Origin of the sequence: Siculibacillus lacustris (genome assembly GCF_004328075.1) — a bacterium.
GTDB lineage: Bacteria > Pseudomonadota > Alphaproteobacteria > Rhizobiales > Ancalomicrobiaceae > Siculibacillus > Siculibacillus lacustris.
Genome location: NZ_SJFN01000005.1, coordinates 133,779 through 159,959, shown reverse-complemented (window position 1 = coordinate 159,959; position 26,181 = coordinate 133,779). Strand labels below are relative to the sequence as shown.

20 protein-coding genes, 1 tRNA gene and 1 pseudogene are annotated in these 26,181 nt (G+C 70.3%); 9 read left to right on the top strand and 13 right to left on the bottom strand.

All coding sequences use genetic code 11. The features are described from left to right. The first annotated feature begins 199 nt into the window (after positions 1–199). Both EYW49_RS05265 and EYW49_RS05260 read left to right on the top strand, forming a co-directional pair. Positions 200–778, top strand: a complete 579-nt coding sequence (locus tag EYW49_RS05265; RefSeq protein ID WP_131306929.1) for a sigma-70 family RNA polymerase sigma factor — start codon at positions 200–202, stop codon at positions 776–778. An 83-nt stretch (positions 779–861) separates the two neighbouring features. After that, positions 862–1,815 (top strand): annotated as a pseudogene (locus tag EYW49_RS05260) (NADPH:quinone oxidoreductase family protein); the annotation flags it as partial. Positions 1,816–1,851: 36 nt separating this feature from the next. Here EYW49_RS05260 and EYW49_RS05255 read toward each other — a convergent pair. Further along, positions 1,852–2,541 (bottom strand): alternative oxidase, encoded by a 690-nt coding sequence (locus EYW49_RS05255; RefSeq protein WP_131306927.1) that lies wholly within the window; start codon positions 2,539–2,541, stop codon positions 1,852–1,854. A gap of 441 nt (positions 2,542–2,982) precedes the next feature. Next, a complete protein-coding gene (locus tag EYW49_RS05250) occupies positions 2,983–3,366 on the bottom strand; it encodes a YkvA family protein (protein ID WP_131306925.1) in 384 nt (127 codons plus the stop codon). A 166-nt stretch (positions 3,367–3,532) separates the two neighbouring features. Between EYW49_RS05250 and EYW49_RS05245 the strand changes: the two genes are divergently transcribed. From EYW49_RS05245 to EYW49_RS05230, 4 genes are all read left to right on the top strand, one after another. Next, positions 3,533–4,045: a GNAT family N-acetyltransferase gene (locus EYW49_RS05245; protein ID WP_131306923.1), complete on the top strand. Its 513-nt coding sequence runs from the start codon at positions 3,533–3,535 to the stop codon at positions 4,043–4,045. Positions 4,046–4,250: 205 nt separating this feature from the next. Further along, entirely contained in the window at positions 4,251–4,790 is a 540-nt protein-coding gene (gene ppa / locus EYW49_RS05240) for an inorganic diphosphatase (RefSeq protein WP_131306921.1), read from the top strand. Between the two features lie 222 nt (positions 4,791–5,012). Further along, positions 5,013–9,788: an NAD-glutamate dehydrogenase gene (locus EYW49_RS05235; RefSeq protein WP_131306919.1), complete on the top strand. Its 4,776-nt coding sequence runs from the start codon at positions 5,013–5,015 to the stop codon at positions 9,786–9,788. Positions 9,789–9,811: 23 nt separating this feature from the next. Continuing rightward, entirely contained in the window at positions 9,812–11,221 is a 1,410-nt protein-coding gene (locus EYW49_RS05230) for an MFS transporter (RefSeq protein WP_131306917.1), read from the top strand. Here the strand turns inward: EYW49_RS05230 and purH are convergent. From purH to EYW49_RS05215, 3 genes are all read right to left on the bottom strand, one after another. Further along, on the bottom strand, positions 11,193–12,809 hold the full coding sequence (gene purH, locus EYW49_RS05225; RefSeq protein WP_131306915.1) for a bifunctional phosphoribosylaminoimidazolecarboxamide formyltransferase/IMP cyclohydrolase: 1,617 nt from the start codon (positions 12,807–12,809) through the stop codon (positions 11,193–11,195). The two genes, EYW49_RS05230 and purH, sit on opposite strands and share 29 nt — an antisense overlap. A gap of 137 nt (positions 12,810–12,946) precedes the next feature. Beyond that, entirely contained in the window at positions 12,947–14,650 is a 1,704-nt protein-coding gene (locus EYW49_RS05220) for a heparinase II/III family protein (RefSeq protein WP_131306913.1), read from the bottom strand. Between the two features lie 130 nt (positions 14,651–14,780). After that, positions 14,781–16,160: an RsmB/NOP family class I SAM-dependent RNA methyltransferase gene (locus EYW49_RS05215; RefSeq protein ID WP_131306911.1), complete on the bottom strand. Its 1,380-nt coding sequence runs from the start codon at positions 16,158–16,160 to the stop codon at positions 14,781–14,783. 101 nt (positions 16,161–16,261) lie between these two features. Here EYW49_RS05215 and EYW49_RS05210 point away from each other — a divergent pair, with 101 nt between their 5' ends. Next, complete coding sequence (locus EYW49_RS05210) at positions 16,262–16,486, top strand: DUF1674 domain-containing protein (RefSeq protein WP_131306909.1); 225 nt, start codon at positions 16,262–16,264, stop codon at positions 16,484–16,486. A gap of 17 nt (positions 16,487–16,503) precedes the next feature. Here the strand turns inward: EYW49_RS05210 and folD are convergent, their stop codons facing one another. From folD to EYW49_RS05195, 3 genes are all read right to left on the bottom strand, one after another. Continuing rightward, positions 16,504–17,427 (bottom strand): bifunctional methylenetetrahydrofolate dehydrogenase/methenyltetrahydrofolate cyclohydrolase FolD, encoded by a 924-nt coding sequence (folD, locus tag EYW49_RS05205; protein WP_131306907.1) that lies wholly within the window; start codon positions 17,425–17,427, stop codon positions 16,504–16,506. 80 nt (positions 17,428–17,507) lie between these two features. Beyond that, positions 17,508–17,789, bottom strand: a complete 282-nt coding sequence (locus EYW49_RS05200; protein WP_206365389.1) for a DUF167 family protein — start codon at positions 17,787–17,789, stop codon at positions 17,508–17,510. A gap of 44 nt (positions 17,790–17,833) precedes the next feature. Continuing rightward, on the bottom strand, positions 17,834–18,124 hold the full coding sequence (locus EYW49_RS05195) for a YggT family protein (protein ID WP_131306904.1): 291 nt from the start codon (positions 18,122–18,124) through the stop codon (positions 17,834–17,836). 503 nt (positions 18,125–18,627) lie between these two features. Here EYW49_RS05195 and EYW49_RS05190 point away from each other — a divergent pair. Next, positions 18,628–18,703 (top strand) — tRNA-Ala (locus EYW49_RS05190). A gap of 534 nt (positions 18,704–19,237) precedes the next feature. Next, entirely contained in the window at positions 19,238–19,483 is a 246-nt protein-coding gene (locus EYW49_RS05185; protein WP_131306902.1) for a rubredoxin, read from the top strand. Positions 19,484–19,549: 66 nt separating this feature from the next. On the opposite strand, the gene EYW49_RS05180 is transcribed toward EYW49_RS05185, so the two are convergent. The 5 genes from EYW49_RS05180 to EYW49_RS05155 all read right to left on the bottom strand — a co-directional run bounded on the left by EYW49_RS05180 (position 19,550) and on the right by EYW49_RS05155 (position 25,901). Beyond that, positions 19,550–21,088: an acid phosphatase gene (locus EYW49_RS05180; protein ID WP_131306900.1), complete on the bottom strand. Its 1,539-nt coding sequence runs from the start codon at positions 21,086–21,088 to the stop codon at positions 19,550–19,552. A 255-nt stretch (positions 21,089–21,343) separates the two neighbouring features. Further along, a complete protein-coding gene (locus EYW49_RS23715) occupies positions 21,344–21,796 on the bottom strand; it encodes a family 1 glycosylhydrolase (RefSeq protein ID WP_407695460.1) in 453 nt (150 codons plus the stop codon). A gap of 256 nt (positions 21,797–22,052) precedes the next feature. Next, positions 22,053–22,796 carry a GntR family transcriptional regulator gene (locus EYW49_RS05165; protein ID WP_228259498.1) on the bottom strand — a complete coding sequence of 248 codons (744 nt, stop codon included), beginning with the start codon at positions 22,794–22,796 and terminating at the stop codon, positions 22,053–22,055. Between the two features lie 161 nt (positions 22,797–22,957). Beyond that, on the bottom strand, positions 22,958–24,814 hold the full coding sequence (locus EYW49_RS05160; RefSeq protein WP_131306896.1) for a TRAP transporter large permease: 1,857 nt from the start codon (positions 24,812–24,814) through the stop codon (positions 22,958–22,960). A 79-nt stretch (positions 24,815–24,893) separates the two neighbouring features. Continuing rightward, entirely contained in the window at positions 24,894–25,901 is a 1,008-nt protein-coding gene (locus EYW49_RS05155) for a TRAP transporter substrate-binding protein (RefSeq protein ID WP_131306894.1), read from the bottom strand. Between the last annotated feature and the right edge of the window lie 280 nt (positions 25,902–26,181).

Sequence of the window (26,181 nt, the reverse complement as noted above, 5' to 3'; positions counted from 1 at the left end):
AAACATGCGGATGGTTACCAAGTGGTTGCCGCCCGCCGGCGAACCGTCGTGTCGGCTGCGGCGAATGTGCACGGGGCGCGACGGCGGGAGCGCCGAGGCCATCGAAGGGCTGGACGCTGACCCGCCAACGAGGCGAAAGTCGGGCGGCGACGCACCGGACCCCCGGCGCCCCCGTCGCGCCGCCGTCGGAACCCCAACCATGCCGCAGGATTCGCCCGTCCCCCTCGCCGACCGCCATGCCGCCCTCGCGGCCCGGGTCGCCGCGTCGGCCGACCGGCAGGCCTTCGCCGAATTGTTCGATCATTTCGCGCCGCGCCTGAAGGCCCACCTGATGCGCAACGGTTGCGACGCGGCGACCGCGGAGGAACTGGCGCAGGAGGTGTTGGCGGTGTTGTGGACCAAGGCCGGGCTGTTCGACCCGGCGAAGTCGTCGCTCGCCACCTGGCTCCACCGCATCGCCCGCAACCGGCGCATCGACGCGGTGCGCCACGCCAAGGTCCGCGACTTCGACGACGAGGAGCCGATGCTGCAGCCGCAGGCGCCGGAGAGCGCCGAGGTCGGCCTCGATCGGCGGCGGCTCGAGGTGCGGGTCGGGGCGGCGCTCGACGGATTGCCCGAGGAACAGCGCCGGTTGGTGCGCCTCGCCTTCTTCGACGAATTGTCCCATTCGGAGATCGCCGGCGTCACCGGTCTGCCGCTCGGTACCGTCAAGTCGCGGCTGCGGCTGGCCTTCGGGCGGCTGCGGCAGGCGCTCGAGGCGCTCGGCGGGGCGGTCTGACGCGGGCCCAAGGTCGGGGTGGACCGGCGCGACCGACCCGTCGATTCTCCCGGTTTCGAGGGTCGGGACGAGGAGGGGCAGGGATGAAGGCGGTGGTATGCCGGGCGTTCGGGACGCCGGCGGATCTGACGATCGAGGATCTCCCAGATCCGGTCGCCGGCCCCGGCGAGGTGGTGGTGGCGATGCGGGCCTGCGGGCTCAATTTCTTCGACACGCTGATCGTCGCCGGCCGCTACCAGTTCCGCCCGGACTTCCCCTTCTCCCCCGGCGGCGAGATCGCCGGGGTGGTGGAGCGCCTGGGGGCGGGGGTCGGCGGCGTTTCGGTCGGCGACCGGGTGGTCGCGCATCTGCGCTGGGGCGGGGCGCGGGAGAAGGTGGTGGTGCCGGCGACGGCGCTCACTGCCATGCCCGACGGCCTCGATTTCACGCCGGCCGCGACCTTGTCGGTAACCTATGGCACGGCGATCCACGGGCTCGCCGATCGCGGCGGGGTCGCGCCGGGCGAGACGGTGGCGATTCTCGGGGCGTCGGGCGGGGCCGGTCAGGCGGCGATCGAGATCGCCAAATTGCTCGGAGCGCGGGTGATCGCCTGCGCGGCCGGCGCCGACAAGCTCGCCTTCTGCCGCGCGGCCGGCGCCGACGAAGCCGTCGACTACGAGGCCGAGGACCTCAAGACCCGGCTCAAGGAGCTCACCGACGGCCGTGGCGTCGATGTCGTCTACGATCTGGTCGGCGACCGCTTCACCGAGCCGGCGCTGCGGGCCTTGGCCTGGCGGGGGCGCCATCTGGTGGTGGGATTTGCCGCCGGAGAGATCCCCAAGCCGCCGCTCAACCTCTTGCTGCTCAAGGGCACCGCGTCGATCGGGGTGTTCTGGGGCGACCACGTGGCGCGCGAGCCGGAGGCCTTCGGGATCGAGATGCGGCAGATTCTGGCCTGGGCGGCGGAGGGGAAGCTGCGTCCGCACGTCCAGGCGACCTACCCGCTCGCCGCGGCGGCCGACGCGATCGCCGAGATCGCGGCGCGGCGGGTCAAGGGCAAGGTGGTGCTGGTGGCGGGGKGAAATTGCCCGCCCTCACCCCGAATGGGTCAACTCTTCGGCGTGCGCGGGATAGGGCGCGATCGTCGCGGAATCGACGGGCTTGCCGCCGAGTTCGCCGGCGAAGCCGTGGTTGACGTCGCGGTGGTGGGCTTCGTCGGCACGCACCACCAGGACCACGTCGCGCAGCGTCGCCTCCGGGGGGAGCTTCCAGTAATGGCGGGCGATGGCCGGGGCCGGACCGTTGGGCGACCGTCCCTCGTCGATCTCGGCGAGATAATGGGTATAGCTGATCACCGCCTCTTCTTCGAAATAGCCGACCAGCCGGTGGGCGGTGCGGGCGGAGACGAGATAGAGGCCGAAGAAGCCGAGATAGAAGATCCATTGCGCGCCGAGGATCACCATCCGTTCGAACAGCGTCGGCTTGGCGACCTCGATGAAGGTCATCAGATGCATCCGCTCGTTCTCCGCCTCCTCCATCAGGGTGCGGATCCAGCCGTCGTCGCCGCGCATCAGACGCAGGCAGCGCAAGTGGGTGAGCATCGCACCGACCATGCCGGGCACCGCCGCGACGGTCTCGAGGACCACCGCCCGGTGGCCGTAACGCTGGGCGAAGAAGGTGTCGGCGATGAACCGCAGGACCTTGGTCGCGCCGAGGGCGACGCGGTCCGACAGGTCGGTCGGGCGGTGGTGGACGCCGAGATCGACGTCGGGAATGAAGGTCATGGGGCGTGTCCTTTCGCCGGTCCGGGGCAAGGCCGGACGCCGGAAGCGTCGGATGCGGCCCGCCGGCGTTGCGCCGCGGGGGCCGACCACCCGACGGACGAGACATGGGGTGCTACGGGGGGATCGACCAGTGTGGCAATGCGTCGCATTCGCAAGAGTGGTCGACGGTCCGCCGCGACGGGGGCGGCGCGGGAGGGCGGGGAGCCGCACGCCGCGGTCGACCGACATGCCGATCACCGGCAGGACGTCGGGCAAGGCATCGACCGGCGCCACGAAACAGGCGAGTACGGCGACCCGCGTCGGACGCACTTCATCGGGGGCGCCGGATCGAGGGTGCAGTACCGGGCGGCGACAACTTCTCTACGAAGGGGGCGGCGCGGGCGGCGAACGATCTCGCTCGGGCGCGAACCGCCGACTGCGCGGCCGCGAACCGCCCGCCCCTCAGCCGCGCGCCGCGTCTTCGGCGAGGGCCCGTCGTGCCGCTTCGCGGTGGTCGTCGTGGATGTGCGAGCGGACCATCGCCAGCGCGGCGAGCAACACGCCGATGTCGTCGGAGAAGCCGATCATCGGCAGGAAGTCGGGCAGAGCGTCGATCGGCGCGACGAAATAGGCGAGCGCCGCGAACAGGGTCAGGCGCACCTTGTTCGGGGTCGCCGGATCGAGGGCGCAGTACCAGGCGGCGACCACCTCGTCGATGAAGGGGATGGCGCGCGCGGCGCGGCGCACCGTCGCCCACAGGCCGGCGCGGATGCGCGCCTCGCGCGTCTCCTCCGGACCGATGTAACCGGGATCGAAGGATCCGTCGCCGTCGTGGGTGGTGGCCATGTCGCTCTCCCGTGGTTTCCCGCGCCGCGCCGGGACGAGGGAAGAGATCGGGCCGAACGGCGAGATTTCAAGGGTGGCGGGGCCGCGCCCGAGCGCGCGTCGGCCATCCGGTAAATTCCGCAGGAGCCCTCTTCACGCCTCCGCCGAGCCGGGTTACGCTCTCCTCATGAGACTGGGACAGATCGGTGTCAGACGCGCGGGAAACGAGGATGCCGGCCGGATCGCCGGGGTTCACGACGCCGCATGGCGCCTCGCCTACCGCGGCATCATCCCCGGCCGCGACCTCGAGCGGATGATCGCCCGGCGCGGTCCGCTGTGGTGGAAGCGGGCGATCGAACGCCACACTTCGATCCTGGTGCTCGACGTCGGCGGCGAGGTCGTGGGCTACGCGACGATCGGGCCGAACCGCATGCGCATGCTGCCCTTCGCCGGCGAGATCTACGAGATCTATCTCCTGCCGGAGCATCAGGGACTGGGCTTCGGACGGCTGCTGTTCGAGGCGGCGCGGCGCGAATTGCGGCGCTACGGGCTCGCCTCGTTCTCGGTGCGGGTGCTCGCCGACAATCTCGGCGCCCGCGGGTTCTACGAGCACATGGGCGGTGCGGTGGCGGCGGAGACCGGCGAACGCATCGGCGAGACCACCTTGCCCCTGGTGGTGTTCGGCTTCCCGGCCACCTGACGCCCCCACTCTTCAATCAATTCGAGGTCGTCCTAACGGACACGTTCCGCGCGGTCGCCGGATCGGCTATGAGACCATTCCGAGCGCGGATCGACGTCGAACCGCCGCTGTCTCGTGGCGACGGGGATCCCGACGGGCGTCCCGGTCGTCTCACTCGCGTCCCTCGCCGTCCGGCCGCGGGGCCCGCCACCCGAGGAGTGATCAGATGCGTATCGACGCCATTGCGATCGGCAAGAATCCCCCGGAAGACATCAACGTCATCATCGAAGTTCCGATCGGCGGCGATCCGATCAAGTATGAACTCGACAAGGCTTCCGGCACCCTGGTCGTCGACCGGTTCCTCTACACCTCGATGCGCTACCCCGGCAATTACGGCTTCGTGCCGCACACCCTGTCCGACGACGGCGATCCGATCGACGTGGTGGTGATGAACACCCGCGCCATCGTCCCCGGCGCGATCATCAACTGCCGGCCGATCGGCGTCCTGTTCATGGAAGACGAGAGCGGCCACGACGAGAAGATCCTGGCGGTGCCGTCCAACAAGCTGACGCCGCGCTACAAGGATGTGAAGTCCTACAAGGATCTCCCCCAGATCGGTATCGATCAGGTCAAGCACTTCTTCGAGCACTACAAGGATCTCGAGCCCGGCAAGTGGGTCAAGATCATCAACTGGGGTGACGACGACGATGCGCGCCGGCTGATCCTCGAAGCGATCGCCCGCTACGACGCCGACAAGGTGAAGTGATCCCGGGAACCGCCGCGACCTGATCGCCGGCGACACCATCGAACTCGCGCGAGCGCGGCCCCCGGGTCGCGCTCTCGGCGTTTCCGGCCCCCGGCGTCGGCGCCGCGACGATCCCGACAGCGTCATTGCGTTCGGCCCCACCGGGTTCCATGTTGGACGCCGCTCGAACGGGAGTCGCGCCGCGACGGGTCGCGGCGGCTCGCGGTCGCGAGGGTGGATGCCATGGTCGGAACGGACGGAACGCCTGCGTCTTCCCACGAATCGGCGATCGGTGACAAGGCGGCGGCCGATCCGGTCTTCGCCCGTTTCGCCGGCCTGCTGTTCGAACGGGCTCCGGCCGAAGACCTCGCCGGGGCGTCGGCCGACGATCTCGAGGCCTGGGCGCGCGACGCCTGGGCCGTGTTCGGGCGGCGGCAGGGCGAGGGCCACACCATCCGCGTGTCGGATCTCGCGGGGCCGGGCGGGTGCACCGCGACGGTGGTCGACATCCTCAACGACGACATGCCGTTCCTGTTCGATTCGGTGACCGGCGCGGTGGTCGAGGCCGGTCACGAGATCCGTCTGGTGCTGCATCCGATCTTCACCGTGCAGCGCGACCGCGACGGCGGCCTGCTCACCTTCGAGGCGAGCGAGGCCTCGGGGCGCGGCGCTGGCCGCGAGAGCCTGATCCGCATCCATCTCGCCCCGATCGCCGATCCCGCGGCGCGGGGCGCGCTGATCGACGATCTCGACCGGACGCTCGCCGACGTGCGCGCCGCGGTCGACGACTGGACGGCGATGCTGGCCCGGGTCGAGGCGCAGATCGCCGGCACCTCGACGGCCTCGGCGCCGCTCGCGGCGGTGGCGCGCGGCGAGGCGGTGGCCTTCCTGAACTGGCTGCGCGACGGCCATTTCACCTTCCTCGGCACCCGCGACTACCGCTTCGGCGACGGCGCCGGCGGGGCCTATGTCGAGCCGCTGGCGGCGACCGGGCTCGGCATCCTGCGCGATCCCGACGTGCGGGTGCTCAAGCGCGGGGTCGAGAGCCTCAACGCCGCGGCGGCGATCGGCGCCTTCGTGCGGGCGCCCGAACCGATTCTGGTGACCAAGTCCAACGTCCGCTCGCGCGTCCATCGCCGCGTGGCGATGGACTACGTCGGGGTCAAGAGCTGGGGGCCGGACGGCACGCTCATCGGCGAATTGCGCATCCTCGGGCTGTTCACCGCCAGCGCCTATACGAGCTCCGCCGAGACCGTGCCCTTCGTCCAGGCCAAGGTGGCGCGGGTGGTGGCGCGGGCCGGCTTCCCCGCCGACGGCCATTCAGGCAAGGCGCTGCGCCACGTGCTCGAGAGTTTCCCTCGCGACGAGCTGTTCCAGATCGACGAGGCGACGCTCGACACCTTCGCACTGGCGGTGCTGGCGCTCGGCGAGCGGCCGCGCATCCGGGTGCTGGCGCGACGCGATCCCTTCGACCGCTTCGTCTCGGTGCTCGCCTTCGTGCCGCGCGACCGTTACGACACGACGCTGCGGCTGCGCATCGGCGCGCTCCTGGAACAGCGCTTCGACGGTCGGGTCGAATCGGCGACGCCGACCTTCCCGGAAGGGGCGCTGACCCGCATCCACTACATCGTCGGCCGCACCTCCGGCCAGACACCGGAGATCGCCGCCGAGGTGCTGGAGCGCGACGTCGCCGCCCTGGTGCGGACCTGGCGCGACGCCTTCGTCGAGCAGCTGGCGGCGAGCCTCGTGCCGGACGCGGCGCGCTGGGTCGACGCCTTCGGCGCGGCCTATCGCGAGGCGATCGATCCGGCGGCGGCGGCGATCGACGTGGCGACGATGCGCGGGCTCGGCGAGGACCGCCGCACCGCCGTCGACTTCTATCGGCGCCCGGGCGAGGCGGCCGATCGGCTGGCGCTGAAACTGTTCGACGCGGTGGCGCCGATTCCGCTGTCCGATCGGGTGCCGATCCTCGAGGCGATGGGCCTCCGGGTGATCGACGAGAGCACCTATCGGGTGACCCCGTCCGAGGGCGGGGCGATCTTCGTGCACGACATGGCGCTGGCCCATGCCGGCGGTGCGGCGATCGAGCTCTCCGGCGATCTCGAGCGACGGCTCGAGGATCTGTTCACGGCGGTGTGGGCCGGCCGCGCCGAAAACGACGGCTTCAATGCGCTGGTGCTCGACGCCGGGCTCGACCGGCGCGAAGCGGCGCTGCTGCGGGCGATCGGCCGCCATCTGCGGCAGATCGGCCTGCCGCACACGCCGGAAGCCCTGGCCGGGGCGCTGCGGCGCTCGCCGGACGCGGCGCGCGCCCTGGTCGCGGCGTTCCGGGCGCGCTTCGATCCGGCGCTCGGCGCGGGGCGGGTGGCGGCCACGGCGGCGGCGCGGACGGCGGTCGAGCGGGCGCTCGAGGCGATCGTCGGGCTCGACGACGACACCATCGTCCGCCGCTTCGCCGGCCACGTCGAGGCGATGGTGCGCACCGACTTCTTCCGTCCCGATCGCGACGGGCTGCCGCGCGACACGCTGGCCTTCAAACTCGATCCCGCCGGCCTCGCCGAGATGCCGGCGCCGCGGCCGTTCCGCGAGATCTGGGTGTGCGGGCCGACGGTCGAAGGCCTGCATCTGCGCTTCGGCGCGGTGGCGCGCGGGGGCTTGCGCTGGTCGGATCGCGCCCAGGACTTCCGCACCGAGGTGCTCGGCCTCGCCAAGGCGCAGCAGGTCAAGAATGCGGTGATCGTGCCGGTCGGCGCCAAGGGCGGCTTCGTGCCCAAGGGCTCGACAGTCGGGCTGTCGCGCGAGGTGGTGCAGGCGCAGGGCGTGGCGGCCTATCGGCTGTTCGTCGGGCGGCTGCTCGATCTCACCGACGACATCGTCGACGGGGTGGTGGTGCCGCCGCCGGCGGTGCTGCGCCACGACGGCGACGATCCCTATCTGGTGGTGGCCGCCGACAAGGGCACCGCCACCTTCTCCGACCTCGCCAATGGGCTGGCCCGTGAGCGCGGTTTCTGGCTCGACGACGCCTTCGCCTCGGGCGGCTCGGTCGGCTACGACCACAAGAAGATGGGCATCACCGCGCGCGGCGCGCTGGAGGCGGTGAAGCGGCATTTCCGCGAGATCGACGTCGACGTCACCACCACGCCGATCCGGGTGATCGGCATCGGCGATCTGTCGGGCGACGTGTTCGGCAACGGTCTGACGGCACTGCCGACCCTGCGGCTGGTCGCCGCCTTCGACCATCGCGACATCTTCCTCGATCCCGATCCGGACACCGAGGCGAGTTTCGCCGAGCGGCGGCGGCTGTTCGCGCTGCCGCGGTCGAGTTGGGCCGACTACGACCCGCGCCTGATCTCGGCGGGCGGCGGGGTGTTCTCGCGCGCCGCCAAGTCGATTCCGCTGTCGCCGCCGATCCGCGCCCTGACCGGGATCGAGGCGGATCACGCCCCGCCGGCGGTGGTGATCCGGGCGCTCCTGAAGGCGTCGGTCGACCTCCTGTGGTTCGGCGGCATCGGCACCTATGTGCGGGCCTCGGCCGAGACCGACGCCCAGGTCGGCGACAAGGCCAACGACGGGGTCCGGGTGACCGGGCTCGAGCTCGGGGCGCGGGTGGTCGCCGAGGGCGGCAATCTCGGCATGACCCAGCGGGCGCGCATCGAATACGGGGCGGCCGGCGGGCGCTGCAACTGCGACGCCATCGACAATTCGGCCGGGGTCAACTGCTCCGACGTCGAGGTCAACATCAAGATCGCGCTGGCGTCCGCAGTGGTTGCCGGCCGGCTCGACCGGGCCGGGCGCGACGCGCTGCTGGCCTCGATGACCGACGCGGTGGCCGAGCTGGTGCTGGTCAACAACCGCCGCCAGACCCTGGCGATCTCGCTGACCGAGCGCCAGGGGGTGGGCGACCTGCTCCACCAGCGCCGTCTGGTCGGCGAGCTCGAGCGGCGCGGACGGCTCGACCGCAAGGTCGAGACGCTGCCCGACGACGCCGGCTTCGCCCAGCGCGAGAAGGCGCGGCGCGGCCTCGGACGGGCCGAGATCGCGGTGATCGCCGCCCATGCCAAGCTGTCGCTGAAGGCCGATCTGCTGGCGGCGCGGGTCACCGAGGATCCGTTCTTCGCCCCGGAGCTGGCGGCGAGCTTCCCGCCGGCGATGCGCGAGAGCTTCGCCGGCGACATCGCCGGCCATCGGCTGGCGCGCGAGATCGTCGCGACGCGGCTGGCCAATGCGCTGGTCGATCTCGGCGGTCCGACCTTCGTGGTGCGGGTCGCCGATCGCACCGCCGCCGATCCGGCGACGGTGGCGCGGGCCTTCGCGGCGGCGCGGGCGATCTTCCGCGCCGAGGCGCTGATCGCCACCATCGACGGGCTCGGCGGCCTCGCCGGGACGACCCTGCTCGAGCTCGCCGGATCGTTGCGCGATCATCTGATCGAAGCGACGGTGCGGCTGGTGCGGCCCTTCGCCTCCGGCGAGGGCATCGCCCAGGTGGTCGAACGTTTCGGCGGGGTGGTCGCCCTGGTCGAGGGCGAGATCGAGGCGCTGTTGCCGCTGCCCGCGGTCGAGGCGCTGGAGCGGCAGCGCGGCCGGCTGGCCGCCGAGGGGGTGCCGGAAGAGGCGGCGCTGCGGCTGTCGCGGCTCGGGCTGCTGGTCGAGGTGCTCGACGTGGCGCCGGTCGCCGAGCGCACCGGACGGGCGCCGGCGGAAGTGGCGGCGGTGCATTTCGCGGTCGGCGAGCGGCTGGCGATCGGTCGGCTGGTGGCGGCCGCCAAGGCGGTGCCGGTGGCCGATCCGTTCGACGGGCTGGCGCTCGATCGGGCGGTGCGCACCATCGGCGACGCGCAGCGGCGGATCGTCGCCGACGTGCTGGCGGCGGGCGGGCTCGACGCCTGGGTCGGACGGCGCGGCGGCGACGTGGCGCGGGTACTGGCGGCGATCGCCGAGATCGTCGAGGAGGCCGGCGCCGGGGTGTCGCGCTTCACCGTGGCGGCGGCGCTGCTCGCCGATCTCGCCGAGGACACCTGAGTGACGGGGCGGAGGGGAGCGGCATGACGGCGAGCGGGACGGAGCGCAACTGCACGACATCGGCCGGACTGGCCGGCTGGGTGCTGTTCGACTGGGCGATGCAGCCCTATTTCACGCTGGTCACCACCTTCGTGTTCGCGCCCTATTTCGCCACCCGGCTGGCCGGCGAGCCGGTCGCCGGTCAGGCCTGGTGGGGCTATGCCACCGCCGCGGCGGGGCTGGTGATCGCCGTGCTGTCGCCGGTGCTGGGGGCATTGGCCGATGCGTCGGGGCGGCACAAGCCGTGGATCGCCGGCTTCGGGGCGATGATGATGGTCGGCGCCTGCCTGTTGTGGTTCGCCCGGCCGGGCCATCCCGGCGCGGTGCCGCTGGCGCTCGGGGCCTTCGCGGTCGGCACGATCGGCGCGGAATTCGCCACGGTGTTCAACAATGCGATGATGCCGCGGCTGGTGTCGGCCGATCGGCTGGGGCGGCTGTCGGGCACCGGTTGGGCGGTCGGCTACGTCGGCGGTCTGGTGTCGCTGATCCTGGTGCTGGGCTTCGTGGTGACCGATGCGGCCACCGGGTCGACGCTGGCGGGCCTCACCCCGCCGTTCGGCTGGGCGCTCCACGCCGACGCGGGCGCGCGGGCGACCGGGCCGATCGCCGCGGCGTGGTTCGCGCTGTTCGTGCTGCCGATGTTCCTGTTCACCCCCGACAGCCACCAGCATCCGCGCACGTCCGAGGCGATCGGTGCGGGGCTCGCTGGTTTCGCCGAGACCGTCCGCGATCTCCGGGCGATCCCCGGCCTCGGGCGCTTCCTGATCGCCAACATGGTCTATACCGACGGGCTGGTGGCACTGTTCGCCTTCGGCGGCATCTACGGCGCCGGGATGTTCGGCTGGAGCGCCATCGAGCTCGGCCTGTTCGGGGTGCTGGCGACCGTCACCGGCACGATCGGCGCCTTCGCCGGCGGCCGTCTCGACGACCGCTTCGGCTCGCGCGCGGTGATCGTCGCGGCGCTCGCCGGCCTGATCCTGACGCTCGGGGTGATTCTGTCGACCGACCCGCACCACGTCGCCTTCGTGGTGCCGATCGCCGGCCGCGCGGCGGGCGACGTTTCGCTCTATGCCGGCCTCGGCGACAAGATCTTCCTGATCGCCGGGACGATCGTCGGCCTGCTCGCCGGGCCGCTGCAGGCCTCGTCGCGGACCCAGCTGGCGCGGCTGGTGCCGGCGGCGAGCTCGGGCCGGTTCTTCGGCCTGTTCGCGCTGTCGGGCAAGCTGACCAGCTTCCTCGGGCCGCTGGCGGTGGGGATCGTCACCCATTGGTGCGGTGATCAGCGCGCCGGCGCGGCGGTGCTGCTCGGCTTCCTCGGCGTCGGGATGGCCCTGGCGGCGACGGTGGCGTCGCCGCCGGTGCCGGTCAGTGACGGAAGTGCCGCATCCCGGTGACCACCATGGCGATGCCGGCGGCGTCGGCGGCGGCGATCACCTCGGGGTCGCGCACCGAGCCGCCGGGCTGGACCACCGCGGTGGCGCCCGCCTCGATCAGGGCCTCGAGGCCGTCGGCGAAGGGGAAGAAGGCGTCCGAGGCGGCGACCGATCCCTTGGTCAAGGGCTCCGAGAGACCGGCGGCTTCGGCCGCGTCGGCGGCCTTGCGTGCGGCGATGCGGGCGGAATCGACGCGGCTCATCTGCCCGGCGCCGATGCCGACGGTGGCGAGATCCTTGACGAAGACGATGGCGTTGGACTTGACGTGCTTGACGATCCGGAAGGCGAAGGCGAGATCGGCACTTTCGGCCTCGGTCGGCGCGCGACGGGTCACCGCCTTCAGCTCGATCGCCTCGACGGTGCCGTTGTCGCGGCTCTGGACCAAGAGACCGCCGGACACCGTCTTGGCGGTGAGGCCGACCGCCTCGGGCCGCGGCAGGCCGCCGGTGACCAGCAGGCGCAGGTTCTTCTTGCCGGCGACGATCGCCTTGGCCTCGTCGGTGGCCTCGGGCGCGATGATCACCTCGGTGAAGATCTTGACCACTTCGGCCGCGGTCTCGGCGTCGAGCGTGCGGTTGAAGGCGACGATGCCGCCGAAGGCCGAGACCGGGTCGCAGCGCAGCGCCTTGGCATAGGCCTCGGGAAGCGTCGCGGCTTCGGCCACGCCGCAGGGATTGGCGTGTTTGATGATCGCGCAGGCCGCGGTGCGGGCCGGATCGAACTCGGCGACCAGCTCGAACGCGGCGTCGGTGTCGTTGATGTTGTTGTAGGAGAGCTGTTTGCCCTGGAGCTGGGTGGCGGTGGCGACACCCGGGCGACGCTCGGCGGTCTTGTAGAAGGCGGCGGCCTGATGCGGGTTCTCGCCGTAGCGCATCGGCTCGACGAGCGTGCCGCCGAAGGCGCGGAAGCGCGGGTTGGCCTCGCCCAGCGTCGCGGCCAGCCAGTTGGAGATGGCGGCGTCGTAGGTCGCAGTGCGGCCGAAGGCCTCGAGCGCCAGCGCCTTGCGCAGGGCGAGCGGCGTCGCGCCGGCATGGGCATCGAGGGCGGCGAGGATCTCGGGGTAACGGGCGGGGTGGACCACCACGGCGACGTGGCCGTGGTTCTTGGCGGCGGCGCGGATCATCGCCGGGCCGCCGATGTCGATGTTCTCGATGGCGGTCGCCCAATCGGCGCCGGCGGCGACCGTCGCCTCGAAGGGATAGAGGTCGACCACCAGCAGATCGATGCCGACGATGCCGTGGGCGACCATCGCCGCGGCGTGTTCGGGATCGTCGCGCACCGCCAGGAGGCCGCCGTGGATCAGCGGGTGCAGCGTCTTGACGCGGCCGTCCATGATCTCGGGAAAGCCGGTGACCGCGGAGACGTCGACGACCGGCAGTCCGGCCTCGGCGATCGCCCGGGCGGTGCCGCCGGTCGAGATCAGCTCGACGCCGTGGCCGACCAGGGCGCGGGCGAAGTCGACCAGGCCGGTCTTGTCGGAGACCGACAGCAGCGCGCGCTTGATCGCGACGAGATCGGGCGCGGGACGGTTCTTCACCTGGACGGACATCGGCGGGGCCTTTCGTGCGGGCGGGATCCGGCGGCGGCGGCGACGGCGCGGCGGTCGGGATCCCGGAGAGCGAGTGTCGTCGGGCCGATACCACGAATCCCGCGGCGGGCAAACCCGACTCGGGCGCCTTCGCCGGCTCAGCGCCGGCCGGTCGGGGCGCGGGCGGTGTGGAGGAAGCGCCAGGAGAGTTCGCGCGGGCCGTCGGCGGCGACCGTCACGACGATCTGCGAGGTGCGGCGGATGCCGTGGGGATCGGCGAGATGGACCGAATCCTCGACCGTCGGCTCGACCTCGTCGCAATGGAACTCCCAGGCTTCGCCGCCGTGACCGACCAGCACCACCGCGCCGCCGGCGAGGCGGGCGACCTTGACCGCCGGGTGGAGGTGGAAGCGCAGGACGAAGGCGACCGCGCCGTCGCGTGCCGCGACCGGGTGGACGGCGTCGCGGCCGTCGAGGCGGCTGCCGTCGGTGGCCAGCGTCAGGATGCGTTCGTGGATCACCCCGAAGTCGCGGACATAGCCGTCGTGATCGGCGACCACCGAGACGCGGTCGGCGGTCTCGTCACGGGCGACGCCGACGCGGGTCGGCCCGCGCACCAGCACCGTGCCGAGGGCGGCGGCACCGCGGATCTCGCGGATCAGCGACGAGGCGTGATCCTCGACGATCAGGGTCGAATGGGCGGCGGTCGAGCGGGCGACCCGCGCCCAGTCGCCGGTCGGGCGCAGCGGCGCGCCGCAATTGACCACGAAACGGTCGGGACCGGAGGACAGCTCGAAGGCCAGCGTTCCGGCATGGGCGGAGCGGGCGAGTTCGGGCGGCGGCGGCGGGCCGCAGTCGACGATCACCACCACCCGGCCCGCCTCCAGGCGCTGGTAGCCGGCGTGGGGGGCGTTGCCGTGGGGCCGGCCCTGGCCGTCGTCATAGGCGAGCACGGTGGCGACCAGATCGGTCGGGGTGGAGCTGGCGCCGTTGAACAGCGCGACGGTGCCGTCGGTGTGGCGGAAGAAGCGGACCATCGGCATCATCCGATCGATCGCCCCCATCATCACCGCCGAGACGGGGAAGCCGCGGGCGGCGAGCGCCTGACGGATCGGCAGCAGGTCGATCAGGATTTCCAGCACGGCCAGCGGATTGCGGCCGACGTGGCCGCCGTCGGGCAGGATCTGGCGCTTCAGTTCTTCGTCGAGGCGGCGCAGCGACGGGCGCACCCAGCGGCGGAAGCCGTCGACGGCGAGCGCCGCGGTGAGCACGGCGATCACCACCCGCAGGCGCGGCAGGCCGGCGGGCTCTTCGCCCATGCGGATGCGCAGCCAGCGGAACTGGCGGGTCAGACCGGTGAGGAAGCGGTGATAGAAACCCTGGTCGGCGTCGGCGAGGATCATCGGCGACTGGGCGAGCCAGGCCATGGTGCGGCGGGCGACGACCTCCGGCTCCCAGGCGATCGGCGCATGTTCGGCGATGCGCAGCCAGTCGTCGACGAGGATGCGGGCGTTGGAGCGGGCGAGCGCGGTGTCGGCCGCGCGCAGGTGGCGCAGCCAGCCGAAACCGTGTAGGACGCGCGCCCATTCGCGGTTGGGCGCGACGCTCTCGAAGGGCGAACGGCCGCGACAATCGACGATCCGGCCGGAGAACACGAAGACCCCGGCATAGATGTCGGCGGCGACGGTGGCGTCGGCGGTGCGCAGGTCCTGCGGGGCGATGGCCAGACGGTCGGCGGCCGGCTCGAACAGGGCGCGGGTGGCCCGCACGCCCCGAACCACCGGCACGACCAGGCGACGGGCGATCCGGCGACCGACCAGTTTCCATTCGGCGCGCGTCGTCGCTGGCCTCTTGTTCGCCATGAGCTCCCGTCGTCGCGTCCGCGGCGTCCGACGACGCCGGCCGGCACTCGGCCGCGACCCTACCCCAACCTTAAGGCACTCCATCAGGGTTAAAAGCCGGTTAAGCGTCCCTCGTCCATTCGATGAATGGTCAGGGGCGCCGGCGCAGCCGCACCGCATAGAAGCCGTCGAGACCGCCGAGGCGGGGATCGACGTCGGGCATCTGGTCGGGCCGGGTGCGCAGGGCGCCGTCGGCGGTGATCGCATCGGCGAGGCCGCCGACCTCGTCGGCGGTGATCGGCACCCGGTCGAAGGGCGCGCCGCCGGCGAGGAAGGCCGCGATCTGGTCCTCGCCCTCGGCCTTCTGCAGCGAGCAGGTGCAATAGACGAAGAGGCCGCCGGGCTTGACCCAATCGACGGCGCGCGACAGCAGATAGGACTGCACGTGGCCGAGATCTTCGACGTCGGTGGCCTTCTTCAGCCGGCCGACGTCGGGGTTGCGGCGCAAGGTGCCGGTCGCCGAACAGGGCGCGTCGAGCAGCACCGCATCGAAGGCTTCGTCCGGGGTCCATACGCCGAGATCGGCGGTGACCGCCTCGACGCCGTCGAGGTGCAGGCGGGCGAGGTTCTGCTTCAGCCGGTCGAGGCGGCCGGCGGAGATGTCGACGGCGGTGACCTTCGCGCCGGCGGCCGCCAACTGCGCGGTCTTGCCGCCGGGGGCGGCGCAGAGATCGGCGACCCGCAGGCCGGCGACGTCGCCGAGCAGGCGGGCGGGCAGGGCCGCGGCGGCGTCCTGGATCCACCATTCGCCCTCCTCGAAGCCGTCGAGGCGTTCGATTCGTCCGTGGGCGATGACCCGCACCGAACCGGTCGGCAGGACGATGCCGCCCAGTCGCTCGGCCCAGCCGGCGGCGTCGGACTTGACGGTCAGATCGAGCGCCGGCTCGACCATGTGGACGCGGGCGAAGGCGCGCGCGGCGTCCTCGCCCCAGGTCTCGGACCATTCGCGCCACAGCCACAGCGGCGTCACGAGACGTTCGGCATCCTGATCGGCGAGGACCTCGTCGCGGCGGCGGACCAGCGAGCGCAGCACGCCGTTGACCAGCGCCTTCCACGGACGGGCGTCGCGGTCGCGGTCGGCGAGCTCGGTGGCCAGCGACACGGCGGCGTGGTCGGGCACCTCCATGAACAGCACCTGGGTCGCGCCGATCCGGAGAATCTGCTTGGCGCGCAGGGCCTTGGCGGGCAGCTGCTTCTCCATCATGCGGCGGATCGCGTCGTCGACCAGGCCGAGGCGGCGCAGGCAGGTCGCGACCAGGGCGCGCACCAGGGCGCGGTCGGCCGGCGACAGCGCGCGATAGGCGGGCATGGTGGCGCGATGGTCGAGCACCCGGTCGAGGGGGCGGTGACCCTCCAACACTTCGGCGAGGATGTCGACCGCGAAGCGGCGGGCGGCGAGGCCGGGATCGCCGGAGGTGCGATCGGGGCGGACGGCATCGGGGGACTTCGGAGCGCGTTCGCGCTGGGCCATGGGGATCGTGACTTTCTCGACGAGAGGGTGGGTGCATTCGACGGCACCGGTCGCGCCATGCTATCACCGGCCTCAACGAAACGAAGCACACGAGGACGAAGATGGCGAACGAGGGCGGGCGGAAGACGGACGGAGGCGGTTCGGCGACGAAGTTCGAGGAACTGCCGCCGGCGGCGCAGCGGGCGTTGCGCGAGGCCGAGGCCCGCCGCCGGGCCCGCGACGCGGTGCCGGCCCCGCCGCCGCCGAAGGAACTCGCCGGTCGTGCCGGCCCCGATCCGGTGCGCTTCGGCGACTGGGAGAACAAGGGCGTGATCAGCGACTTCTGATCGCGCCTGCGCGATCGTCAGCCGAACAGGCGGCGATCGAGTTCGGCGAAGACCGGCGGCGCGGCGAGACCGCGCCGTCGATGGGCGGCGATCAGCGTGTTGGCGAGCAGGGTCGCCACGGTCATCAGACCGACGCCGCCGGGCACCGGCGTGATCGCCCCGGCGACCGCGACCGCCGTATCGAAGTCGACGTCGCCGACCAGACGGGTCTTGCCCTCGCCCTTCTCCGGCGCCGGAACCCGGTTGATCCCGACGTCGATCACCGTGGCGCCCGGCTTGATCCAATCGCCGGCGATCATCTTGGGCCGACCGACCGCCGCCACCAGAATGTCGGCGCGGCGGCACACCGCGGCGAGATCGCGGGTGCGCGAATGGGCGATGGTGACGGTGCAGTCGGCGCGCAGCAGGAGCTGCGCCATCGGCCGGCCGACCAGGGTCGAACGTCCGACCACCACCGCATCGAGGCCGGCGAGCCGGTCGAGCACCGAATCGAGCATGATCATCGCGCCATAGGGTGTGCAGGGCACGAGCCCCGGCTGGCCGGAGGCGAGGCGTCCGGCGTTCTCGACGTGGAGCCCGTCGACGTCCTTCCGCGGATCGATCGCCGCGACGACCCGGCCGGTGTCGAGATGGCGCGGCAGCGGCAGCTGCACCAGGATGCCGTCGACCGCGTCGTCGGCGTTGAGCCGGGCGATCAGCGCCAGGAGATCGCTCTCGGCGGTGTCGGCGGGCAGGCGGTGTTCGTAGGAGCGCATGCCGGCGGCGACCGTCTGGCGGCCCTTGGAGGCGACGTAGACGGCGCTGGCGGGATCGTCGCCGACCAGCACCACGGCGAGGCCGGGGGCGGCGCCGGTGGCGCCGACGAAGGCCACGACCGACTCGGCGACGGTGGCGCGCAGTTTTTCGGAGAGGATCTTGCCGTCGATGATGCGTGCGGTCATGGGGGCCTCCGGCCGAGACGGTCCGCCGCAGCGGGCGGGGAGGGGCCGATCCGGCGGACGCCGACCGGCGGGAAGGGACGTCAGGACCCGGCGGCGCGGGTCAGCGCGGCGGCGATCGCCGCGGCGTCGCCCTCGATGCGGACGGTCTTGACCCGGGCGCCGTGGCCGGAGACCACGGCGACCTTCGACTTGGCGACGCCGGCGGCGGCCGCGACCACCGCGATCAGGGCGGCATTGGCGGCGCCCTCCGAAGGCAGCGCCCGGACCTGGGCGAGCATCACCGGCGTGCCGTCGGCGAGGTGCTCGATCGTCCCGAGGCCGTCGCGCGCGGCGCGCGGGGTCAGGCGGACGCGAAGCCGCACGGCGCCGGCCTCGACGAGGACGGCCGGGGCGACGGGCCGCTCGGTCACAGCCGCAGCAGCAGGTGCAGGTACTGGCGGATCAGGAAGATCGCCAGGAAGACCACCAGCGGCGACAGATCGAGGCCGCCGAGATTGGGCAGGAAGCGGCGGATCGGCCGCAGCACCGGCTCGGTCAGGCGGAACAGCATGTCGCCGATCGCCGAGACCGCCGGGTTGCGCGGATTGACCACGCCGAAGCTGTAGAGCCAGGAGAACACGATGGTGGCGATCAACACCCAGCCATAGAGCTCGAGGACGAGATCGACGACGGTCACGATCGGATAGAGCAGGGCCATGGGGTCTCCCGTGCGATGATGTCGCCCTCATGTAACGATCGCGCGGCGGATTGCCAAGGGACGACCGTCGGCCGCCGGTTTCGTGTGGCGTCGGGAGGGGGCGGGGCGACTGGGCCGGGGACGAGGGACCGACCGGTGTGGCCGTCGGGCCGGGCCGGGGGGCGAGGGATCCGCCGGTGCGCCGTGGGGCTCGGTCTGCGGGCGAGCGTGGACCGGGGGCGCGCGAAGGGCGAGCGTCGATCTGGTGGGCGGTGGGTGGTGGGCCGCCGCGGCCGAAGGGCTCGGCCGGACCGGTGGGGAGCGGCGGCGCCGCGCGCTTGCGTTTCGCCGGTGCGTGCGGCGGGTGCCGGTGTTCGGGGTGGTTCGCCGAGTGGATCGGGGTGCGGCGGCATGGTCGGGAAAAGCGGCGGCGATCGGCGGGCACGTCCCTTGACAGATCCGAGAGCGGTCCCGTAAATGGCGCCCAACCGACGCGGGTCCCCCATGACCTGCCCAGTCGTGTCGGGGCTGTAGCTCAGATGGGAGAGCGCTGCAATCGCACTGCAGAGGTCAGGGGTTCGATTCCCCTCAGCTCCACCAATTGCCTCCCGAAAAGCCGCGGAAATCTGCGTTTTTTGCTTTTCTGGGACTGATTTCTCCCACCAATTTGTTCTGGATAGCGGTGCATCGCGGTGATCCGCCATGGACGCAGGGTCGGCCGCTGGGCATGCCGTGGCGGTGTGCTGGGTGCGGCCCGAGATCGAGCCGACGGAGAGGAGCCGACGGCGCGGGCGCTACTCGGGCAGTGGCCCTATCGGCCGGGGCCGATACACCGGAAAGATGCCTCTTCTCCGAAGCATCGCCCAGCCGAACGACGCGTTCCCGCCATAGGCGATGCCGGAAAGAGATCGGCCATTTTCCAAATTTCGTTTTCGCAGGCGGCGCTGGCAACCGAGTGCGGCGGAATCCCGAGGCGATCCGACGCCTCGCCGATCATGGTCAGATCCGGCTGCGCCATCCGAACGCCGCGACCGCGGGTCCCGACATGAACGGCGGCTCGACTCGCGCTGCTGGACCGGGCAACGCGATCGGAACTAAAATGGGCCGTCGATACGAATTTCTGGGAGACTGCAGATGTCGATCAGCCGGCGCCGATTGTCTGCCGTGGTGCTGGCCCTGTCGGCGCTCGTGCTCGGGTGTCGATCGGCCTGGGCCGAAAAGGTCTGGCGGTGCCAGACCAACGAATGCGGCTGGATCTACAATCCCGCCGTGGGCGACCCGGACCACGGCATTCCACCCGGCACCGCCTTCGAAGACCTTCCCGCGACGTGGACCTGCCCCAACTGCGGTGCCGAGAAAGCGTCCTACGTTCTGCGTTGAAACGACGTCCGACCCGGAGTCGTCTCCGGGCCGGACGTCGGGTGACGGGAGAGCCGACGGTCGCGCCTATTCGGCGGGCAACGCGAGCGCATTGGTCAGATCGCCGAGCGCCGGGCTCCCGGCCTTCGCCAAGGCCTCGTCACGCACTTTCAAGCCCGGCAGCGGCTCGAGCGCGAAGCGGTGAGTGATGAAGCGCAGGATCGATGTCGTGTCATAGAACGTGTGGTCGACGTAGCCCTTCTTGGCGAAGGGCGAGACGATGATCGCCGGAATGCGAGTGCCCGGACCCCAGCGATCGGCCTTGGGTGGCGCGGCGTGATCCCACAGGCCGCCGTTCTCGTCGTAGGTGACGACCACCACCATGTGGTCCCACTGCTTGCTCCGCTGCAGATGTGCGATGACGTCGGCTATGTGTGTGTCGCCCGACAAGATCTCGGCGTAGCCCGCATGTTCGTTCAGATTGCCTTGCGGCTTGTAGAAGGTGACCTGCGGCAGCGTGCCGGCATCGATGTCCTGGAGGAAGGCGATGCCGTCGAGGCCGCCGTCACGCAGGTGCTCCTCGCGTGCCTTGGTCCCCGGAGCGTAGTTGGCGAAATAGTTGAACGGCTGATGGTGGAACTGGAAGTTCGGCGCCTTCGTGTTGTTCTTGCCGTCGAGCGTCGCCTGCCAGGCACCGCTGTACCAGGCCCAAGAGATGTTCTTGGCGGACAGGAGATCGCCGATGTTGGCGAGCGTCTGCGGCGGCAGCGTATTCGGCTTTCCGGGATCGGCGAGGCGCGGGTCGGCGCCTGCGGCCGGCTTGTTGCCGCTCGGCTGATAAGGCGGCTGCATGGTGTTGACGGCGAAGAAGTCGGGCGTCAGCGCGCCGTCCTTGAGGAACATCGGAATGCCGTCGAGCGCGGAAACCGGCGAATTCGGGGCCAGCGTCAGCGTCACGCCGTCCGCCTCGACCGCGCTGATCAAGCCCTTTGCCGGGCTCTGGTCGGCGTTCGGGTAATAGGGTGCGCACGAGCAGGCCAGCCAGATGTGGTTGAGGAACGAGCCGCCGAAGGCCCCCATGAAGAAATTGTCGGCCAGAGTGTACTGTTGCGCGATCTTCCACAGCGGCAGCTGGCTGCCGTCGTAATGGCCCATGACCAGCGCGCCCGAATCCGCCCAAGCGACGAACTTGTCGTTGCGCCCGCCGTCGATCTGCATCTGGTTCTGGTAGAAGCGGTGCCACAGATCGTTGGTGACCACCGACAGCGGCGTATTGAAGCCCTTGGGGTCGTCGATCGCGAAGGGCTTGTTCGGCAGATGCGCGGTCTGCGCCTCGGAGACGACGGGCGTTGCGCCCTGGGCGGTGAGCCCGCCCCAAACCGGCGGCAGTTCGGAAAGCGGCTTGCCGTCGCGATCGAGCTGCTTCATCTGCCCGTCCGTCGCCGCGTCGAGACCGTCGGCTCCCGGAAAATGTCCATACAGATTGTCGAAACTACGGTTTTCGGCGTAGATCACGACGACGGTGTCGATCGCAGCGAGCCCGGTCGACGCAGCCATCGCGGCGCTGTACGGCCACACGGCGGCTCCGGCCAACAGCACGGGCAGCATCGCATTCAACGGTCTCATGGAACCCCCCTGGTCAAATCGGTTGCCGCGTCACGCGGGCATCTTCTCGTTCGTGGGACGCCTTCGACGCCGTCATGGCTCACACGCCGATGGCGAAACGACCGATGCGGCGTGGTTCTCGTTCGATCCGAGACATGATGCGCTTCTTCCCGATATTTTGATTTCTCATGTTTCTTCGCGGGGCAGCGGACCGCGCGCGGTGCTCCCCGAGGGTGGCATGAAGCGCCCATGACGTTTTTGTGACAATGATTTCGGTCAACCTGCGTCAAATGGCGGGCGGCAGCGCGATCCATCCTGCATGTTGGTTCCCCTCACCCGGGCCGACGCGGTGAGGTCGAACGGTGAGGTCGCGCTCCCGAAAGACGAGGCCGGGTCGAGCGGACGGCGAGTCGGCCGTTCAGCGTGTCGAAAGCCGCCTCGGCGAGCCCCGATTTGCCCAAGTCTCGCGCAACCTCCAGATCGTGGCGTGATCCGGCACGGTCCGGTCGAGGTGGAAGTCGCAGAAGCAACGTGACGAAAGGCGGTCGTCGTCAGAGCGACGTCCTCGCGGAAGCGATGATGGTGATCGACGGCGACGTCGCTTCCCTGGAGGGTGCGCCCCGCCTCCTTGGTGAAATCGTCCCGGATGGCCGGTTCTCTCCATCCGCCTGCCACGCCACCCGCCTGCCACGCCCCTCGACCTGGTCGGCCGCGGAGGCTGCCCCTCACGAGAAATCGTCACGAAAGTGGCTCGTCTCACGGTGGTGCATCGGTGCGGCCTCCCGAGCAACCTGCGAGGGAGTTTCTGGCCGGCCCATACCGAAATTTGAGCCGGAAACCGCACCAGACGAACATTCCCGCAGACCGCGCTGCCGAGCCGTTGGTCCATCCGACCCGCCAGACGCACCGATGCTCCGATGGCCGGCGTCTCTTCGGGCGGCAGGTGGTCGCCGACCTCACCATGCCGCGAGCGGCCGCCGATTCTTCAGACGGGATATTCGGTTCGCTTCTCTCTCGTCTTGTTACCGCGCCGCACCTTCCCGAGTTCGCTTTCCGCATCGGATACGTGTCGCTCGAAGATGCCCTCGGCACGGCGGAAGATCTCTCTGAGATGACGCCGCATGGCGGCGACCGCCTGGATCTCGTTGCATTCGGCGAGGCCGTTGTAGACCTCCCGGTGTTGCTCGATCAGGAGCGGGATGTGACCGACGTCCTCCTGCAGCGTGAGATGCCGGACGCGGTCGAAATGGACCTTGGTGGCGCGGATCTGCAGCCAGACCTCCTCGCGCCGCGCGATTCGAGCGATCGTCCGATGGAAGATTTCGTCGGGCGCGTAGAAATCGGTCCCGACGCCCGAGCGCGCGACTTCCTCCTGGCGATCCAGGATGTCGGCGAGGTCGCGCAGCGACGTCGAATCGATATAGCGTACCGCTTCGGCCACCAGCGCGCATTCGAGGTGCTCGCGGATGAACTGCGAATTGCGGAAGGCCGAGGGCGAAATCGGCGCGACGAAGGTGCCACGCTGCGGGCGGATGCGGACGAGGCTGACTTCGGCGAGCCGGATCAAGGCCTCGCGGACCGGCGTACGACTGACCTTCAGGCGATCGCAGAGGTCGAGTTCCGAGACCGGAGTTCCCGGCGGGAGGGCTCCGACCACGATGTCTTGCAGCAGGCGGTCGAAGACCTGATCGGCGAGCCGCGCATGCGGATTGTCCGTCACTTCTTCCACGATCCGTCGCCCCTTCCGATACCAGCGTGCGTGCCGGCGGCAAAGTCACGGAACTCCGGGCCATTGCGGGCGGCGCAAGACAGAAGCACGGAAACGGCCTGCCGTCTTCGGCTTTTTCGTCCGGGGAGGCGGAGCGCCGCGACCGCCTCCCGAGCGGGCTTTCACAGGAATCCGGTCGAAATCCACGGGAAGAAGACGATCAGCAGGAGCGCCACGACCATCGCGGCCAGATGGGGCCAGACGTTGTGGATCACGTCGTCGGGCGACGCCCGGCCGATGGCGCAGGACAGATAGAAGCCGACGCCGAAGGGCGGGGTGAAGAGGCCGAGCCCCATCGAGAAGACGGCGATGATCGCATAGTGGACTTCGTTGACGCCCATGAGGCGCGCGATCGGGAACAGCAGCGGCCCGAACAGCACGATCGCGGGTACGCCTTCCAGGACCGAGCCCAGCACCACGAAGGCGAAGGCCGACACCAGGAGGAACCCGACCTTGCCACCGGGCACGGCGGTCATCAGCGTGACGAGCTGTTGCGAGAAGCCCGACTGGGTCAAGGCCCAGGCCATCGCCGTCGCCGCACCGACCACCAGCAGGATCGCGCCGGACAGCGAAGCGGTGTCCACCAGAATACCGTAGACCTTGCGCCAGTCGAAGCAGCGGTAGAACAACATGCCGACGAGGATCGTGTAGACCACACCGATGGTGGCGACCTCGGTGGCGGTCGCAACCCCCTCCACGACGGCCGTGCGGATGACGATCGGCAATCCGAGGCCGGGAATCGCATAGGCGAAGAGCTTCAGACGAGCCCCGAACCCGTGACGTTCGGCCTTGCTCATGTCCTCGTTGCGCGTCTGGAACCAGACCACGAAGGCGAGGCAGGCCATGCCGACCACCGCGGGCAGCAGGCCGCCGGTGAAGAGGGCCGCGATCGACACGCCGGTGACCGAACCGACGGTGATCAACACGATCGACGGCGGAATGGTCTCCGACATGACGGCCGACGCGTTGAGCAGGGAGACGAGATCGCCGTCGCGGGCCCCACGCTTCTTCATTTCCGGGAACAGAGCCGGCGCGATCGCCGCCATGTCCGCCGCCTTGGCGCCCGAGATGCCGGAGACCAGATACATGGCGCCGAGCAGGACGTATTGCAGGCCGCCGCGCAGATGGCCGATCAGCGAGATCAGAAAGGAGATCATCGCGCGGGCCAGACCGGCGATCTCGATCAGGGCGCCGAGCAGGACGAACATCGGCACCGCGAGCAGCACCATGTGCGACATGCCCTCGCTGATGCGGCCGGGCACGATCGAGACCGGGATGGTGGTGGAGAACTGGAGATAGGCCGCCGTCGCCAGAATGAAGGAGAGGGCGATCGGCATGCCGATCACCATGCAGAAGGCGACGAGGACCAGAAAGAAGAGGATGAGGTTGTAGTTGCCGATCCCGTCGAGGAACGGCGCGGCCGAATGCAGCGCGAAGGCCGCGGCGGCGGTCGCGGCGAGCGCACCGACGATCTGCGCCACCGTGCAGTTCTGGATCAGTTTGTCGATCGCGGTCATCAGCATCAGCGCGATGCCGACGATCAGCGCACCCTCACGCCAGGCTTCGGAGATCTCGAGCACCGGGGTCGGCGAGATGATCCGGCTCTCGACGTGCTCCCAGGTCGGCATGATCATCGCGGAGAGCACGGCGCAGACCAGCATCAGGCCGAGTGCGTCGACGCGCGCGCGCCACACCGGCGACAGCCCACGGATGAAGGCGGTGAGCCGCATGTGTCCGTCGCGCCGCAGCGCCACGACGGAGCCGAGCATCGACAGCCAGACGAACAGGACCGTCGCCAGTTCGTCCGACCAGGTCAGCGGCGCGCCGAAGGCATAACGAGCCGTCGTCGCCCAGCCCAGCAGGATCGCCTCGGCGACCACCATGACCGCCGCCACCGCCTCGACGCAGCGGCCGAGACGGCGATCGAACTTCGCGAAGGCTCCGGTGTGGACGAGGGTCGGCGTTTCGGCGATGTCCATGGATCCCGTCTCTCTCTGATTCCGGGTGAAGCGCACCGGCACCCCTGCGGGCGCCGGTGATCTGGTCGTGCCGGGCGCCTCACAGCGTTCCGACGTACTTCTCCATCAGGGCCCAGGCCTCCGCACCGAACTTGGCCTTCCACTCGCCGTAGAATCCGCCGGCGTGCAGCGCATCGCGGAACGGCTTGGTGTCGACCTGATTGAAGGCGACGCCGGTGGCCTTGATCTCGGTGATCGCCTCCTCGTTGAAGCGCAGGATGTCGGCGCGCTCCTTTTCGGCCGCCGCGGTGAGCGCGGCGGTGACGACGGTGCGAACCTCCTCGGGAAGGCCCGTCCACTTCGGCATGTTGGCGAAGATGTGATGGCCGTCCCAGATGTGGCCCGACAGGGAGATGAACTTCTGAACCTCGTAGAGCTTGGCGCTGCGGATCAGCGCCATCGGGTTTTCCTCACCGTCGACGATGTGGGTCTGGAGTGCGGCATAGAGTTCACCGAAGTTGATCGGCGTGGGGGCTGCGCCCAGCGTCTTGAACAGCGTCACCCAGAGCGGGTTGCCGGGAACGCGGATCTTGAAGCCCTTCAAGTCCTCGGGGGAGACGATCGGCTTCACCGAGGAGGTGATGTTGCGATAGCCGTTGTCGAGGCACTTCGGGAAGACGTGGAGGCCGACCTTGGCGAAGCTCTGGCGCACGTGGTCGCCGAGTTGGCCGTCCATCGCCGCCCAGACCTGAGCGTAGCTCTCGAAGGCGAAGGCGACGGCGTTGATGCCGCCGACCGGCACCAGGGTCTGGTTGACGCCGGAGGTCGACATGAAGTCCAGCGCGCCGGAACGGGTCTGGGCGAACATGTCGGCTTCCGAGCCGAGTTGGCTGTTCGGGTAGACCTGCAGATCGACGAGACCGTTGGTCCCGGCCTTGATCGCCTCGGAGGCTTCGATGATCCGAACGACGCCGGGATGATTGTTGGGGAAGGCCGTGCCGTAGCGCAGCCGGTACTTGGCGGCCTGAGCGCGTGCGGCGACCGGGACGGTCGCGGCGACACCTGCGGCCAGAATCGTGCGGCCGAACGTCCGACGGGTGAGATACATGCGAAGCCCCTCGCTCTGGGCGTGACACCACTGTCGGCGCACGCGGGATCCCCTGACGACATCGGGACCCGACGGCAGAGCGACGACAGGGGGGCCGCAAATCGCGCGAACGAGATCTGCGCCGAAGCCCGATCGAGCTTCGGTGGCGGCGTTCCTCTCGTCGGACTCCACTCTCGGACGGATTGGTCTTCCCGACGAGGAAGCCCTACCAACTTGGATACCAAATCGCAATAAGCGTTTGTTCGTATCATGCCTGTTTGCGACGGGGGCGACGGGCATG

What these genes read in the sequence shown, in the direction of transcription:
- EYW49_RS05265 (WP_131306929.1), top strand. Translation starts at nt 200, where the DNA reads ATGCCGCAGGATTCGCCCGTCCCCCTCGCCGACCGCCATGCCGCCCTC.
- EYW49_RS05255 (WP_131306927.1), bottom strand. Translation starts at nt 2,541, where the DNA reads ATGACCTTCATTCCCGACGTCGATCTCGGCGTCCACCACCGCCCGACC.
- EYW49_RS05250 (WP_131306925.1), bottom strand. Translation starts at nt 3,366, where the DNA reads ATGGCCACCACCCACGACGGCGACGGATCCTTCGATCCCGGTTACATC.
- EYW49_RS05245 (WP_131306923.1), top strand. Translation starts at nt 3,533, where the DNA reads ATGAGACTGGGACAGATCGGTGTCAGACGCGCGGGAAACGAGGATGCC.
- ppa (WP_131306921.1), top strand. Translation starts at nt 4,251, where the DNA reads ATGCGTATCGACGCCATTGCGATCGGCAAGAATCCCCCGGAAGACATC.
- EYW49_RS05235 (WP_131306919.1), top strand. Translation starts at nt 5,013, where the DNA reads ATGGTCGGAACGGACGGAACGCCTGCGTCTTCCCACGAATCGGCGATC.
- EYW49_RS05230 (WP_131306917.1), top strand. Translation starts at nt 9,812, where the DNA reads ATGACGGCGAGCGGGACGGAGCGCAACTGCACGACATCGGCCGGACTG.
- purH (WP_131306915.1), bottom strand. Translation starts at nt 12,809, where the DNA reads ATGTCCGTCCAGGTGAAGAACCGTCCCGCGCCCGATCTCGTCGCGATC.
- EYW49_RS05220 (WP_131306913.1), bottom strand. Translation starts at nt 14,650, where the DNA reads ATGGCGAACAAGAGGCCAGCGACGACGCGCGCCGAATGGAAACTGGTC.
- EYW49_RS05215 (WP_131306911.1), bottom strand. Translation starts at nt 16,160, where the DNA reads ATGGCCCAGCGCGAACGCGCTCCGAAGTCCCCCGATGCCGTCCGCCCC.
- EYW49_RS05210 (WP_131306909.1), top strand. Translation starts at nt 16,262, where the DNA reads ATGGCGAACGAGGGCGGGCGGAAGACGGACGGAGGCGGTTCGGCGACG.
- folD (WP_131306907.1), bottom strand. Translation starts at nt 17,427, where the DNA reads ATGACCGCACGCATCATCGACGGCAAGATCCTCTCCGAAAAACTGCGC.
- EYW49_RS05195 (WP_131306904.1), bottom strand. Translation starts at nt 18,124, where the DNA reads ATGGCCCTGCTCTATCCGATCGTGACCGTCGTCGATCTCGTCCTCGAG.
- EYW49_RS05185 (WP_131306902.1), top strand. Translation starts at nt 19,238, where the DNA reads ATGTCGATCAGCCGGCGCCGATTGTCTGCCGTGGTGCTGGCCCTGTCG.
- EYW49_RS05180 (WP_131306900.1), bottom strand. Translation starts at nt 21,088, where the DNA reads ATGAGACCGTTGAATGCGATGCTGCCCGTGCTGTTGGCCGGAGCCGCC.
- EYW49_RS05160 (WP_131306896.1), bottom strand. Translation starts at nt 24,814, where the DNA reads ATGGACATCGCCGAAACGCCGACCCTCGTCCACACCGGAGCCTTCGCG.
- EYW49_RS05155 (WP_131306894.1), bottom strand. Translation starts at nt 25,901, where the DNA reads ATGTATCTCACCCGTCGGACGTTCGGCCGCACGATTCTGGCCGCAGGT.